The 14,647-nt window shown below is 72.5% G+C and carries 9 protein-coding genes; 6 read left to right on the top strand and 3 right to left on the bottom strand.

Annotated features, from left to right (window positions below):
• Window positions 1-240 precede the first annotated feature (240 nt).
• A complete protein-coding gene (locus tag ACFXB5_RS09020) occupies window positions 241-1,713 on the bottom strand; it encodes a helix-turn-helix domain-containing protein (RefSeq protein ID WP_385204326.1) in 1,473 nt (490 codons plus the stop codon).
• Between the two features lie 67 nt (window positions 1,714-1,780).
• On the opposite strand from ACFXB5_RS09020, the gene ACFXB5_RS09015 reads away from it, so the two are divergent.
• The 6 genes from ACFXB5_RS09015 (at window position 1,781) to ACFXB5_RS08990 (ending at window position 12,254) form a co-directional block, all read left to right on the top strand.
• The gene (locus tag ACFXB5_RS09015) at window positions 1,781-3,139 is read left to right on the top strand and encodes an alpha/beta fold hydrolase (RefSeq protein WP_385204324.1); all 1,359 of its coding nucleotides are present in this window, start codon (window positions 1,781-1,783) and stop codon (window positions 3,137-3,139) included.
• A 221-nt stretch (window positions 3,140-3,360) separates the two neighbouring features.
• Window positions 3,361-4,740, top strand: a complete 1,380-nt coding sequence (locus ACFXB5_RS09010) for a M64 family metallopeptidase (protein ID WP_385204321.1) — start codon at window positions 3,361-3,363, stop codon at window positions 4,738-4,740.
• 254 nt (window positions 4,741-4,994) lie between these two features.
• Window positions 4,995-6,719 (top strand): serine/threonine-protein kinase, encoded by a 1,725-nt coding sequence (locus ACFXB5_RS09005; RefSeq protein ID WP_385204319.1) that lies wholly within the window; start codon window positions 4,995-4,997, stop codon window positions 6,717-6,719.
• Window positions 6,720-6,796: 77 nt separating this feature from the next.
• A complete protein-coding gene (locus ACFXB5_RS09000; protein WP_385204316.1) occupies window positions 6,797-8,632 on the top strand; it encodes a serine/threonine-protein kinase in 1,836 nt (611 codons plus the stop codon).
• Window positions 8,633-8,743: 111 nt separating this feature from the next.
• Entirely contained in the window at window positions 8,744-10,354 is a 1,611-nt protein-coding gene (locus tag ACFXB5_RS08995; protein ID WP_385204314.1) for a succinic semialdehyde dehydrogenase, read from the top strand.
• Window positions 10,355-10,499: 145 nt separating this feature from the next.
• Window positions 10,500-12,254, top strand: coding sequence for a GMC oxidoreductase (locus tag ACFXB5_RS08990; RefSeq protein ID WP_385204409.1), 1,755 nt, complete (start codon window positions 10,500-10,502; stop codon window positions 12,252-12,254).
• Window positions 12,255-12,390: 136 nt separating this feature from the next.
• Here the strand turns inward: ACFXB5_RS08990 and ACFXB5_RS08985 are convergent, their stop codons facing one another.
• Both ACFXB5_RS08985 and ACFXB5_RS08980 read right to left on the bottom strand, forming a co-directional pair.
• Window positions 12,391-13,413 carry an LAETG motif-containing sortase-dependent surface protein gene (locus ACFXB5_RS08985; RefSeq protein WP_385204311.1) on the bottom strand — a complete coding sequence of 341 codons (1,023 nt, stop codon included), beginning with the start codon at window positions 13,411-13,413 and terminating at the stop codon, window positions 12,391-12,393.
• Between the two features lie 769 nt (window positions 13,414-14,182).
• Window positions 14,183-14,452: a chorismate mutase gene (locus ACFXB5_RS08980; RefSeq protein ID WP_044573787.1), complete on the bottom strand. Its 270-nt coding sequence runs from the start codon at window positions 14,450-14,452 to the stop codon at window positions 14,183-14,185.
• Window positions 14,453-14,647: the final 195 nt, after the last annotated feature.

Raw genomic sequence — 14,647 nt, 5'->3', positions numbered from 1 at the left:
GTGACCGCGCCGGAGTGCCTCCCGATGCGCGATCGGCGGACACGGCAGCGGGGCGTTGCCGCGGTCAGGCCGCCGCGACCCCCACACGCGGCGGCCTGTTCATCTCTCCGACCGCCTGCCGTGCGGTGCGCCCCGACCAGGCGCTCGGCCCGGCGACCCAGGCGCCGGCCGGCCCCCGAGAAGCTACGGGGAGGGGCCGGGCGGGCGGTCGGTGGGGGCGGGGAGGGGCCGATGGACGCCTCACATGGGGGGCTCGGCGGGTGCCGGGCCCAGGGTGGTGGTGCCGGGCGCGGCGCGGTGGCCGAGCCCAGTGCGGTAGGCGTCCATCGCGGCCTCCTGGCGGCCCTCCCGGCGCAGCAGATCGCCCAGCAGCCGGCAGAGGTCGGCCAGGTCCCCGGCGGCGCCGGTGCGTTCGAGCAGGGACAGCGCCGCGCAGTAGTGCTCCTCCGCGGCCTCGGCGTCGCCGCGTTCGTCCGCGATCAGGCCCAGCAGCCGGTGGGCGCCGCCCGCGTGGACCGCGCCGCGGTCGGCGGTCAGCCCGGCTTCGCCCGGCCCGGCCTCGCCCGACGCCGCGTCCGGCTCTCCGGCGGTGTCCGCGGCCCCCGCGGCGGGGGAACTCGCCAGCAGCGGCAGCAACAGGGCCTCCGCCTCCGCCGTACGGCCGCGACGGCGCAGCACATCCGCCAGCTCGACCTCGACCTGTCCGGTGAACAGCGCGGCCCGTTTGGAGGCCAGCATGTCGCGGGCGGTGCGCAGTTCGCGCTCGGCGCGCTCCAGATTGCCGTCCTGGGCGTGCACATAGCCGCGCATCCAGTGGCAGTGCGCCAGGTCGGTGTGGATGCGCAGCTGCTCGTACAGCTCCTGCGCCTTGGCCAGGGAGGCGTCGGCCTCGGCCGTCCGCCCCTCGGCGATCAGGGTGCGGGCCACTCCGCGGTGCATCCGGGCGATGAGCCCCGGGTCGTCCACGCTCGGCGCCAGCGCGAGCGCCAACTCGGCGGCGCGTACGGCACGGGCGTGCGCCCCCATGTCCATATAGGGCGCGATGGCCGCCGTATAGAGCAGCAGCAGCGCGTACGGGTCGTGCAGCCCCGAGGCGTTGAGCTCGTCGATGGAGCTCTCCAGCAGATAGCAGGAGTAGCGCAGTTCGCCCGCGAGGAGATGGGCCACGGCCCGGCCGCGGATCGCCGGGATCCGGCGGGGCAGCGGTTCCCCGGCGAGCAGCCGCTCCACGGCCTCGAAGTGGTCCCGGGCGACGGTGAGGTCACCGGTCTCCAGCGCGCAGTCGCCGAGCCCCAGCAGGGCCGCCGAGCGCTCCTCGGCGAACCCGAGCCGCTCCGCCTCGTCGCGCACCTCCGTGAAGAGCACGGCGGCGTCCTCGGCGGCGCCGGTCGCCAGCGCCCGCCGGGCGTCGGTGACGGCGGCCCGCAGCCGGGTGGCGTCGCGGGGTGAGCGGCCGGTGGTCAGTTCCTCGTAGCTGACGCCGAGCCGGTCCGCGAGATGGCGCAGCGCGGCCTCGGAGGGCCGCACCTTCCCGGCCTCGAGGGTGGAGACATAGGCGGCGGTGTACGCGGGCTCGGCCAACTGCCGCTGGGTGAAGCCGCGTTCGGTACGCAGTCTGAGCACCCGGCGCCCTATCGCGGCGGTCGACTCCGCCCCGGCCGCCCCCGTCACCGTTCCCGCCGTCCGCCCGTCACCGGCGCTTCTGTCGGCCACCGTGCCCTCTTCTCCCCGGCGGTAAGTTAATCGCCGGGCTAAGTTCATTTAACGTGAGGATTGAAGGATGCAGCAGGCAAGCACAGCGGTACCGGCCGGGCCGGGCGCCGTGACGACCGTCCGCCAGCCGGAACTGCTCCTCGCCGACTATCACTTCGACGTACCGCTCGACCATAAGGCTCCCGAGGGCGAGCTGATCCGGCTTTACGCACGAGAGGTCGTCGCCGCGGGCAAATCCGCCGCCGAGCGCGAGCGGCTCCCCTGGCTGCTCTACCTCCAGGGCGGGCCCGGCTGTGGCGCGGACCGCCCCGTGGGCCGCTCCGGCTGGCTGGACCGCGCGCTGGACGAATACCGCGTGCTCCTGCTCGACCAGCGCGGCACCGGCCGCTCCACCCCGGCCAACCGCCAGACCCTGCCGCTGCGCGGCGGACCCGGGGAACAGGCCGCGTACCTCTCCCACTTCCGCGCCGACGCGATCGTCCGCGACTGCGAGCTGATCCGGCACCGGCTGATGGGGGACCGCCCGTGGACCGTGCTCGGCCAGAGCTTCGGCGGCTTCTGTGCGGTGACCTACCTGTCCCACGCGCCCGAGGGGCTGGACGCGGTACTGCTGGCCGGCGGACTGCCCGCGATCGACCCCGGCACCGACGTGGACGCCGTCTACCGGACCGCCTATCCGCGGATGGAGCGCAAGACCCTCGCCCACTACGCCCGCTATCCGCGGGACGCGGACGCCGTCCGGGCCCTGGTGCGGCATCTGACCGACCACGAGGAGGTCCTGACGGACGGGACCCGGCTCACCGTCCCCGCCCTCCAGCAGCTCGGCTTCCTGCTCGGTGCCGGTGACGGCTCGCACCGGCTGCACTACCTCCTGGAGGACGCGTTCGTGCCCACCGCCGACGGGCCGCGGCTGAGCGACGCCTTCCGCGAGCAGACGGCGGCCGTCCTCTCGCGCGCCGCCACCCCGCTCTACAGCCTCCTGCTGGAGTCGAGCTACGCCCAGGACGGCCGGGCCACCGACTGGGCCGCGGAGCGGGTCCGCGCCGAATTCCCCGCGTTCGACGCGGGTAAGGCGGTCGCGGAGGACCGTCCTGCGCTCCTTACGGGCGAGACGGTGCACCCCTGGATGCTCGACACCCACGCGGCGCTGCGCCCGCTCGCCCGCACCGCCGAACTGCTCGCCGCGCGCACCGGCTGGGGCCCGCTGTACGACACCGAGCGGCTGGCCCGTAACACCGTGCCGGTGGCCGCCGTGATCTACCACGACGACCTGTACGTGGACACGGAGCACTCCCTGGCCACCGCGCGGGCGATCCGGGGCCTGCGCACCTGGGTGACGGACGAGTTCGAGCACGACGGGATCCGGGCCGGGGGCCGCCGGGTGCTGGACCTGCTGCTGCGGCTGGCGCGTGACGGGAGGGGATGAGCGGGGAGGGGCGCGCGGGAGGGGCTGAGCGGCAGGTCGGGAGGGGCTGAGCGGGAGGAGGGGAGGGGGGTGAGCGAGGAGCCCGCCGCATGGTTGTGCGGTGCCCGATTTCCTAGCCACTTCCCTAATTCCCATTGCCCCCGACACCCGGACCCCTTAGGTTGAGCGGCGAATTAATCCTGCTTAACTGGCCGCTTATCGCGAGGACTTCGGGAGTCACCGTGCGCAGACGCATACGGAGCCGCATACGCAGCCGCATCCCCCTGCGCACCGCGGCCGTCGCCGGAGGCATCGCCCTGGCGGCGGCCGCGGCCATGACCGCACCGGCCACGGCGTCGCCGGGAGCGTCCGGCTCGGCCGCCGCCGCTGATGCCGCGTCTGACGCCGCCTCGTCCCGGCGCGCCTTGGACGTGGAGTACTTCACCGGCCCTGGCGGCCACCCCCGCCACACCGAGGTTCCGGCCTCCACTCCCGAACGGCTGACCCGCGCCGCCCGCTCCCTGTCCGCCAAGGAGGCCGCCGCCGACGGCCAGGTCGGCTCGGTCGTCGACAACGGCACCACGGCCGACAAGCTGGACGTCGTCTTCATCGGCGACGGCTACACCTCGGGCCAGCAGGAGGACTTCCACGCCGACGCGCGCTCCAAGTGGGAGCAGATGTCCGCCGTGCAGCCCTACGCCTCGTACAAGGACCTCTTCAACGTCTGGACCGTGGACGCCGTCTCCAACCAGTCCGGTGTTTCCGGCGACCCGTCCAAGGACGTCGTCAAGGACACCGCCCTCGGCTCGTACTTCTGGTGCGACGACATCGAGCGGCTGCTGTGCGTCGACACCGCCAAGGTCGAGTCGTACGCGGCCAAGGCGCCGCAGGCCGATCTGGTGGTCGTGCTGTCCAACTCCACCAAGTACGGCGGTGCGGGCTACACCCTCACCTCACAGGTCGGCCATGACGGCATCGCCACCGCCGCCTCCGACCACCCCGACTCCGACCAGATCGCGGTCCACGAGACCGGTCACTCGCTCGGCAAGCTGGCCGACGAGTACTTCTACCCGGAGTACGGCACCTACACGGGCGCCGAGCCCGGCGAGTCCAACGCCACCAAGCTGAGCGCGGCGCAGCTGACCGCCCAGCAGAAGAAGTGGTACCGCTGGATCGGCCAGACCTCGCCCGACGGCGGCACGGTCGGCGCCTACGAGGGCGGCCGCTACTACCCCAAGGGCATCAACCGCCCCACCGACAACTCGATCATGCGCACCCTGGGACGGGAGTACAGCCTCCCCGGCCGCGAGGCGATGATCGCGGGCTTCTACAGTCACGCCACCGCGCTCAGCAGCCGTACGGCCACCGCCACGGCCGTCAAGCGGTCGGCGGGCATCGAGGTGGACGTGCCCAAGGGCGCGTCGCTGAAGTGGTACGTGGACGGGGCGGAAGTCACCGCCGCGAACGGTAAGACGAGCGTCACCCCGGCGGGGCTGGGCGTCCCGAGCGACGGTGCGAGCCATAAGGTCACCGCGAAGGCGACGGATGGCACGAGCGCGGTGAAGGACCCGGCCCTGCGCAAGCTGCTGAGCGACTCCCGGACGTGGAAGGTCACCAACTGACCTTCCCGTTCCCCCTGACTGGCCGCCCCGTGGACCCCCGCTGCGGGGCGGCCCACCCTCTTTTTTTTGAGGCTCGGTTCGCCACCTCAGGGGCCGGAAGCGCGAAGGTGCCCGATAAGGGGCGGCCGCGGTCCGCCCCTTTAACATCGGCGGGTCCCAGGCTTCCGTATGGCGCGCCCGGGCTCAATCGCCCGTGAGGGCGGGTCGGTGGTCCGGTGTTCGAGGGCCTCGGCGGGGTGAGGCAAGATGAGCCCATGGGTACCGGGGGAGAAGGCCGCCTGATCGCCAACCGCTACCGGTTGGCCACACGGCTCGGACGCGGCGGAATGGGCACGGTCTGGCGGGCCGTCGACGAGTTGCTGGTCCGCGATGTCGCGGTCAAGGAACTCCACGTGGACGAGGGGCTCACGGCCTTCGACTCGCAGTTGCGCGGTGAGCGCACCCTGCGCGAGGCCCGGACCGTCGCACAGATCAAGCATCCGAACGTGATCGTCCTCCACGATGTGATCGAGGAGGACGACTGCGCCTGGATCGTCATGGAGCTGGTCGACGGGTTCTCGCTCGCGGACCGGCTGGGCGCGGACGGCCCCGTCGGGGCGCGTGAGGCGGGGCGGATCGCGGTCGCGCTGCTGGGCGCCTTGCGCGCCGCGCACGCACGCGGCGTGCTGCACCGGGACATCAAGCCGGCGAATGTGCTGGTGGAGTCGGGCACCGGCCGGGTCGTGCTGACGGACTTCGGGATCGCGCAGGTCACCGGGTCCACCACGATCACCGAGACGGGCTCGTTCGTGGGCTCGCCCGAATACACCGCGCCGGAGCGGATGTCGGGGCGGCGCACCGGGCCGGAGTCGGACCTGTGGTCGCTCGGGGTGCTGCTCTGCACGCTGGTGGGCGGTGAATCCCCGTTCCACCGCGAGTCGCTGGCCGGGGTGTTGCACGCCGTCGTCTTCGACCAGATCCCCATGCCGGAGGCGGCAGGGCCCCTGACGCCGGTCATCGAGGGGCTGTTGCGGCGGGCTCCGGAGGAGCGGCTGAGCGCCGACGAGGTCGAGCGGATGCTGCTGATGGCCCAGGAGGTGGGCGACACTCCGGAGATCCCGTTGGAGTACACCCCGACCCAGCCCAGCGTGCCGTTCGGGCCGGACGGCCGCGGTTCGTCGGCGTCCGTACGTGTGCCGCCCCCGGTGTCTCCGGTGTCCTCGCCCGCGCCGTTCCCCGCTTCCGGGCCCCCGGCCGCCTTCGCCCCCGTGGCCGCTCCGGCAGCCCCCGCCGCCCGGTCCCTTTCCGGTCGTGGCGGGCGCCGCCGTGTCGTCCTTATGGCCGCCGCCGCGGTGGTCGCGCTCGCCGGCGTGGCCGCGGGTGTCGTGGCGCTGCGGGACAACGGGGGCGGTGACGGCGACGCGGCGTTGGGCGGGGGTACGAGCCAGAGCGCCGACAAGGGGAGTTCGCGGAGCCCGAGCGCCCCCGCGAAGGCGCCGCAGCGGCCCGTGAAGGACACCGAGCCCACGGCGAGCCCGTCGGACCGGATCCCCGAGGGCTATGAGCTGATCAAGGACCCGGTCGGCTTCTCGCTCGCCGTGCCCGAGGGGTTCGCCCGCGAGTACAAGCCGCCCCGGGTCTACTACAACTCGCCAGGTATGGAGTTCCGGATCGGGATCCACGTCCAGGAGCAGAGCCCCGAGGGCCCGCTCGGGCTCAGCCGTAAGGCGGACGCCAAGGGCACGCAGGACTATCCGGGCTACCGCAGCGGCCAGGTCATCGAGACCGAGCACAACGGCCGCCCCGCCGCCCTGTGGGCGTTCATCTGGAACGGCTCGGCTGACGACGGCGGCTCACGGCAGACATACGACCTGAGCTGGAACGAAAACGGCAAAATGTACGACCTGTGGCTATCCGCCCCCGTGGGCGAGAAATCCCTGGGCAAGCGGCATTTCGACACCGCCGCCGCCACGTTCACGCGCCCCGGCGCGGAGAACTGAGCGACGTCGCAACGGCTTTGTCACGAGCGCCCACGGCGTCTCCACAGCGGTGCCGCCGACTGGGTAATGATGGGCGCATGACGAACGACGGGGGACGGGTGAACGAGCCCACCAGCTACAGCCTGCGGCCACCGCACGCTCCGGCCGCCCCGGTGCCGGCGCCGCAGCCGCCACCCGAGGCGCCCGAGGTGCGTGAGGCACGTGAGGCGCCCCAGGGGTCCCAGGCACCCCAGGGCTCCCAGGGGGCCCAGCAGCCGGGCCAGGAGGCCGGGGCGGCGGGGCCGTCGCGGGGCGCGTACGAGCCGACGCAGTTCGCCGATCCGCGCGGCGGCGCCCAGCCGCCCGCCGGACAGCGGCCCGGCGAAGGGGCGTCAGCCGAAGCCCGGCCCGCCGCGCCGGACCCGAGCAGCGGGCGGCTCATCGGCGGCCGCTATCAGCTCGTCTCCCGCCTCGGCCACGGCGGTATGGGCACCGTCTGGCGGGCGCACGACCAGATCGTGGACCGCGATGTCGCGGTCAAGGAGCCGCGCGTCCCCGACCATCTCCCCGAGCGCGACCGGCAGACCGTCTATCAGCGGATGGAGCGCGAGGCGCGCGCCGCGGCGCGGATCGACCACCCTGCCGTCGTCACCGTCCACGACGTGGTGGTCGAGAACGGCCGCCCCTGGATCGTGATGGAGTTGGTGCGCGGCCAGTCGCTGGGCGACCGGCTGACGGAGGGCACGCTGGATCCGCGCGAGGCGGCCCGGATCGGGCTCGCCGTGCTCGGCGCGCTGGCGGCGGCCCATGAGGCGGGCGTGCTGCACCGCGATGTGAAGCCGGACAATGTGCTGCTCGGCCGGAGCGACCGGGTGGTGCTCACCGACTTCGGCATCGCGCAGATCGAGGGCGAGCAGCGGCTCACCGAGACGGGTGGTTTCGTCGGCTCGCCCGAGTTCATCGCACCCGAGCGGGTGCTGGGCCAGCGGCCGGGGCCGGAGTCCGACCTGTGGTCGCTCGGCGTCGTGCTGTACGCGGCCGTCGAGGGCATGTCGCCGTTTCGCCGCTCCCACGCCCCCGCGACCCTCCAGGCCGTGCTCGGCTCCGAACCGCAGGTCCCCGCGCGGGCCACCGGCCCGCTCGCCACGCTGATCATGCAACTGCTGCGCAAGGACCCGGCGATGCGCCCGGCGGCGCCCGAGGTGCGGCAGGCCCTGGAGGCGGCGGCGCGGGAGCCGCAGTCGGTGCCCACCATGCTCGCCACGGCCGGATACCCGTCGGGCGGCGGGCAGTCCACGGGCAGCCGCTTCGTGCCGCCGATCCTGCACAAGAACCGTAAGGCGCAACTCGGGCTGGGCGGTCTGGTGCTGGTGGTGGCGGCCGCCCTGGTGCTCACGATCATGAAGCCGTTCTCCAGTGAGGGGCTGCCACCGGGCTGGACGGTCCGGGAGGAGCGCGATGTCGTGGGCGCGTCCGTGGCCGTGCCGGGCGAGTACCGGCGGGTCCAGGACGACAGCGACTCGGACAACCCGGTGGTCACGTACTACGACCCCAGCGGTGTCTTCAGCGTCTCCCTGCGGCGGTCCACCCCCGACGGCGAGAACGACCCCGCGGACCTCGACGCGGCGGCGGACCAGATCGTGGCCTTCTACAAGGACGGCGGCGGGGCGACGGTCGAGGAGGCCAGGAGCGAGAAGGCCGGGTCGAAGCAGCAGGGGAAGGAGGCGCGGGACGTCACCACCTCCTATCTGCCGTACGGCACCAGCAGCAACAAGAACCCCATCCGGTATGTGAAGCGCGATCACCTCTACGTCAACAAGGCCAAGGTCGCCTGGGATCTGACGGTCTCCATGCCCGCCAACGGCGACGCCCAGAGGGACGGCGAGGAGCTCTACGAGCGGATCGTGCGGAATCTGAAGATCGACAAGCTCTGAGGGAGTATCGACAAGCTCTGAGGGAGTTGGGCGGGTCCCGCCCGGGGCCACGGGGCGAAAGTTGTTACCGCCGGGTACCCAAAGCCGCCGGGCGGGCCTACTCTCGCCCCCATGACGGACTCGCACATCACGCAGGTCGGCACCGGCAACCCGGTCGCCCCCGAAGGCACCCGCACCGCCGCCGACGTCGTCACTCCCGAGCTGATCACCCGGCTCACCCGGGGCGTCGGCGGCAGCGGCACCACCGTCAGCCACACCCCGTTCACCGGGGAAGTCCTCGCCGCCGCCCTGCCCGAGTCCACCCCCGAGGACGTCGCCACCGCCTTCGAGAACGCCCGCGCCGCCCAGCGGGCCTGGGCCGCGACACCCGTCCGCCGGCGCGCCGCCGTCCTCCTCCGCTTCCACGATCTGCTGCTGCGCCGCCAGCCGGAGATCCTGGACCTGATCCAGCTGGAGACCGGCAAGACCCGGCTGCACGCCCAGGAGGAGGTCCAGGGCGTCGCCATCGTGGCCCGCCATTACGGCCGTAAGGCGCCCGCGTATCTGCGCCCCAAGGGGCATCTGGGCGCGGTGCCCACCCTCACCAAGGTCACCGAACTGCGCCAGCCGCGCGGGGTCGTGGGCCTCATAGCACCCTGGAACTACCCCCTCCAGCTCTCCGTGGGCGATGCGATCCCCGCCTTCGTGGCGGGCAACGCCGTGGTGATGAAGCCCGACACCGAGACCGCGCTGTCCGCCCTGTGGGCGCGCGAACTCATGGTGGAGGCCGGACTTCCGGCCGGGGTGTGGCAGGTCGTGATCGGGGACGGCCCGGTGGTCGGCCCGGCCGTGGTCGAGCGCGCCGACTACGTCGCGTTCACCGGCTCCACCCGCACCGGCCGCGAGGTGGCCCAGGCCGCCGCCGCCCGCCTGGTGGGCTGCTCCCTCGAACTCGGCGGTAAGAACGCCATGTTGGTGCTGCGCGACGCCGACCTCGCCCGCGCGGTCGACGGCGCGGTGCGCGGCAGCTTCGCCTCCGCCGGGCAGCTGTGCATCTCCATGGAGCGGCTGTACGTCCACGAGTCGATCGCGGACGATTTCCTGGAGCGCTTCGCGGCCCGTACGAAGGCCATGCGGCTCGGCACCGCCCTGGCGTACGGGGCGGAGATGGGCTCGCTCGTCTCGGAGCGGCAGCTGGAGACCGTCACCCGCCATGTGGACGAGGCCGTCTCCAAGGGCGCCACGGTGCTCGCCGGCGGCCGCGCCCGCCCCGACATCGGCCCGTACTTCTACGAGCCGACGATCCTGGACGGCGTGGAGTCCCCGATGGCCGTCTGCACCGAGGAGACCTTCGGCCCGGTCGTCTCCGTCTACCGCTTCCGCGACGAGGACGAGGCCATCGAGCGCGCCAACGCGACGTCCTACGGTCTGAACGCCAGCGTCTGGACCAAGGACGCCCGGCGCGGCCGCGCGATCGCCACCCGGCTGCGCGCGGGCACGGTCAACCTCAACGAGAGTTACGCCGCCGCCTTCGGCAGCGTCGCGTCGCCCATGGGCGGCATGGGCGACTCCGGACTCGGCCGCCGCCATGGCTCCGAGGGCATCCTCAGGTTCACCGAACCGCAGACGGTCGCCCAGCAGCGGCTGATGCCGCTCGGCCCGGCCTTCGGGATGACGGACGAGAAATACGCGGACTTCATGACCCGCAGCCTGCGCGCGCTCAAGGCACTGCGCCTGCGCTGATCAGCACATTTCAATGGAGGTACCAGTGTCAGGGGAGAAGTCTGCCCAAAAGCGGGGGCGAGAGCCCGGCCACGACGAGGACTTCGCCGACGATCTCAACGCCCATGCCGACACCCACGCCGACGACGGTGACTTCGACTACGACGTGATCGTGATCGGTTCGGGATTCGGCGGATCGGTATCGGCCCTGCGTCTGACCGAGAAGGGCTATCGGGTCGGCGTCCTCGAGGCCGGCCGCCGGTTCACCCCCGAAACCCTGCCCAAGAGCTCCTGGGACCTCCGCAACTACCTCTGGGCCCCGGCCCTCGGCTGCTTCGGCATCCAGCGCATCCATGTCCTGGGCAAGGTCATGGTGCTGGCGGGCGCCGGGGTCGGGGGCGGTTCGCTCAACTACGCCAACACCCTCTACGTACCGCCCGAGCCGTTCTTCCGGGACCGCCAGTGGGGGCACATCACCGACTGGCAGGAGGAGCTGAGCCCGTACTACGACCAGGCGCGGCGGATGCTCGGGGCGCGCCTCAACCACACCCTCACCCCGTCCGATGTCCACCTCAAGGCGGCCGCCGAGAAGATGGGCGTGGGCGACACCTTCCATATGGCGCCCGTGGGAGTCTTCTTCGGGGACGGTCACGACGCCGACGGCACGACGAAGGCCGCGCCGGGCGGGCCCGTTCCCGATCCTTACTTCGGCGGCGCGGGCCCGTCCCGTAAGGCGTGCACGGAGTGCGGTGAGTGCATGACCGGCTGCCGCCACGGCGCCAAGAACACCCTCAACGAGAACTATCTCCACCTCGCCGAGCGGGCTGGAGCCGTGGTCCACCCGATGACGACCGTCGTCGCCCTGTGCGACGACCCGCACGGCGGCTATACGGTCACCACCGTCCCGACCGACAACCGCCGTAAGGGCAAGCCGAAGGCGCTGCGCTCCCGGTACGTCGTCCTCGCCGCCGGTACGTACGGCACCCAGACGCTGCTGCACACGATGCGGGACAAGGGGCTGCTGCCGCGCGTCTCGGAGCGGCTCGGCATCCTCACCCGCACCAACTCCGAGGCCCTGGTGGGCGCGCAGACCACCGACCGCCGCTACCGCCGCGCGCGGGGCGGGGAGGGGCGGGCGGACTTCACCCGGGGTGTCGCGATCACCTCGTCCATCCACCCGGACGAGAACACCCATATCGAGCCCGTCCGCTACGGCAAGGGCTCCAACGCGATGGGGATGCTCTCCATCCTGCAGATCCCGCACGGCGGGCGTGTTCCGCGCTGGCTGCGCTTCCTGGGCGCCAACCTCCGGCATCCCACCCTGGCCGTGCGCTCGCTGTCCAACCGCCGCTGGTCGGAGCGGACCATCATCGGCCTGGTCATGCAGACGCACGACAACTCGCTCACCACCTACCGCAAGCCGAAGGGGCCGGGTAAGGGGCTGCTCACCGCCCGCCAGGGCCACGGCGAGCCCAACCCCGACCACATCCCCGAAGGCGCCGAGGCGGCCCGCCACATCGCCGACTCGATCAACGGCTTCGCGGGCAGCAACGTCGGCGAGCTCATGGGCACCCCGCTGACCGCCCACTTCCTCGGCGGCTGCCCGATCGGGGCGTCCCCGGAGGAGGGCGTCATCGACCCGTACCACCGGCTCTACGGCCATCCGGGCATCCATGTGGTCGACGGCGCCGCCGTCTCGGCCAACCTGGGCGTCAACCCGTCCCTGACCATCACGGCCCAGGCCGAGCGGGCGATGTCCCTGTGGCCCAACAAGGGCGAGTCCGACCCGCGCCCGGCCCCGGAGGCGCCGTACGAGCGCCTGCGGCCCGTCCCGCCGCGCGGCCCCGCCGTACCGGCGGACGCCTTCGGGGCGTTGCGGCTCCCGCTGCTGCCGGTGCCGAAGGTCCCGCCGCGCGCCTGAGCGCCGGGGCGCCGTACGGGCCTCCGCCGCGCGCCTGAGGGCCGGGCAGCTTGAGCGCCGGGCAGCTGAGCGCGGTGGCGCCGTACGGGCCGGAGACCAGCCCGTACGGCGCCCCTCAGAACCTTCGCGAGGACCGTCAGACCGTGGCGCGACGGCGACGGACCACGAAGACCGCGCCTCCGCCCGCGGCCATCGCCACACCACCGATCACGGCGATCATCGGCAGCGCGGAGGAGGAACCCGTTTCGGCCAGGCTGCCCTTCGGGCTGATCTCCGTGTCGCCCTCCGGCTTGTGCGGCAGCGGCTTCTTGCCACCCTGCGGCTTCGGGTCGGCCGGGGGCACATGGCCCGGCTTCGAACCCGCCTTCAGCACGTCGAACTCGTAGTACTCACCGGTCGAGTAGACGCAGTTGCCCTCGTCGTCCGCGTACACGCCGACGCTGATGGCGTAGCCGAAGCCCTCGGGCGCGCTCTTGGCGACGCTCAGCCGGAGGTCGACCGTAAGGGTCTCGTGGGGGCGCACATCGGTGTAGCCGATGTAGCCGGAGCCCGGGTCGTTCTCGTCGGTGGAGATGGCCTTCCAGGCGCCGGACTCGGGGTCCTTGTACTGCAGCGTCAGGTACTTGCCCGTCCCGTCCGGGGCGGACTCGTGCACCGTGCCCGCGAAGACCCCGAAGTCGACCCGCTGGTAGCTGCGGTCCGACTCGTTCTTCACCTGGAACGTGAAGCCGTGGAAGCCGCTGCCCGCCACGACCTTCGACGGCAGGCCGACCAGGGTCGTGCTGAGCTCCGGGTCCTCGTTGTAGTCCCCGTCGTCCGCGCACTCGCCGTCGCCCGGCTCCTCGGTCGACGTCGGGGTCGGGGTCGGGGTGGCGGTCTCGGTCGGGGTGCCCGAGGGAGTGCCGGGGGTGCCGCCGGGGGTCGGAGCCTGGGTGGCGCTCGTGGACGGCGCCGGGGTGGTCGGCGTGGGTTCCTTGGTCGGAGCGGTCTCCGTCGGCGACGGAGACGGGTCCTCCGGAGACGGCGTCACGGTCTCGGTGGCGGACGGCGACGGGCTCTCGCTCGGCGTCTCCGCGAAGGCAGCGGGGGCCGCGAGAAGCGCGGCGGGGGCTATGGCGGCCGTCGCTGCGGCGGCCGCCAGGGCGCGGCGAAGCTTCATGAAGACCTCTCTGGGTCCGTACGTATCCCCTGGGGGCGATACGCGTGTGGAAGGCCGTCGCGGTGGGGCGCGGGATGGCCGTGCGTTTGCACGTACATGACCAGGCGAATGGCTGAAAGGTTGCCTTCACAGTTGCTCACAGAATGGTCACAGAATCCGCGACGGCCGCCCTGCCTCGCATGTCATCACCCGTACGGCGCGTGACCGGCCCGCGCGCGGGCTCGTTGTGCCCGATGCCGCGCCAGCCAGGAGCGGCCCGGAAAAATCCACGCGTGGCTCAGATCCGCCGCAGCGATGAGACGCGGCCCCTGTGGTGATTCAGGCGGCCCGTCGTGGGACCTCGCTTCGGCGAGGTGACCGGTCGGCAGGGGACAGCAGCCCGGTCACCACCTAAGGACGGTCGGCCCTGGGGACGCCTGGGGCCGACCGTATCCGGTCGAAACGGTTGCGCCCGGCGCTCCGCATCCACCACGATGCTGAGAGGGACAACGCCCCCGGTCACACCCCGACATTGGTCCGACCACGCGGGCGTACGCCGTTCAGACACCCCTGACATACGGGCCCCATAAGCCAGCGGCGCAACCCCCCGGCGCCGCCTCTCAGCACCGGCGCTGCCCTGACGCCGGTGCTGACCGCCTAGGGCCCCGGGGGCGCCCGCCCCGTTCGGGCGCTCCCGGGGCCCTTCGCCTCTCTGCGGCCGCTGTCCGAGTCCGCTGTCCGTTCCGCTATCCGTGTCCGCTGCCCGTGGCCGTGAGGGCGGGCGGAGGGATCAGACCCGGCCCCGGCACAGCTCCAGCAGCGTCATGGCGAGCGTCGTACCGGGCTTGCCCAGCCGCTGCCGGTAGCGGTCGAGGATCTCCATCTCGCGGGAGAGGTGCACCCGCCGCCCGCCCGCCGCGATCCGTGCCTCCTGGACGGTGGCCGAGACGGCCATCCGCTCCCGGACGAGATCGAGGATCTGCCCGTCGAGGGCGTCGATCCGCTCCCGCGCGGTGCCGATCACATTGGCGGCCTCTGTGGCCGAAACGCTGCTGCTCATGTCCGTGTCTCCTGGTCCGTGTCGCGGAGCCCTGGAGTCCGGCCAAGACCCGGAGATCAAGACAGAGCGCCCCGGGCCTTTGCCGGCCCGGGGCGCCTGGGAAGTCGCTGTCAGTGTTTACGCAGCACGACCATGGCAGCCGGACGGGCCGGTGCCATAGGTAAAGACGAAGGTCATGCGCGTGGACATGGCGTC

This window comes from Streptomyces sp. NPDC059455 (assembly GCF_042750115.1).
GTDB lineage: Bacteria > Actinomycetota > Actinomycetes > Streptomycetales > Streptomycetaceae > Streptomyces > Streptomyces endocoffeicus.
This window is presented reverse-complemented; position numbering and strand designations above follow the sequence as displayed.

What these genes read in the sequence shown, in the direction of transcription:
- ACFXB5_RS08985 (WP_385204311.1), bottom strand. Translation starts at nt 13,413, where the DNA reads ATGAAGCTTCGCCGCGCCCTGGCGGCCGCCGCAGCGACGGCCGCCATA.
- ACFXB5_RS08980 (WP_044573787.1), bottom strand. Translation starts at nt 14,452, where the DNA reads ATGAGCAGCAGCGTTTCGGCCACAGAGGCCGCCAATGTGATCGGCACC.
- ACFXB5_RS09000 (WP_385204316.1), top strand. Translation starts at nt 6,797, where the DNA reads ATGACGAACGACGGGGGACGGGTGAACGAGCCCACCAGCTACAGCCTG.
- ACFXB5_RS08995 (WP_385204314.1), top strand. Translation starts at nt 8,744, where the DNA reads ATGACGGACTCGCACATCACGCAGGTCGGCACCGGCAACCCGGTCGCC.
- ACFXB5_RS09005 (WP_385204319.1), top strand. Translation starts at nt 4,995, where the DNA reads ATGGGTACCGGGGGAGAAGGCCGCCTGATCGCCAACCGCTACCGGTTG.
- ACFXB5_RS09015 (WP_385204324.1), top strand. Translation starts at nt 1,781, where the DNA reads ATGCAGCAGGCAAGCACAGCGGTACCGGCCGGGCCGGGCGCCGTGACG.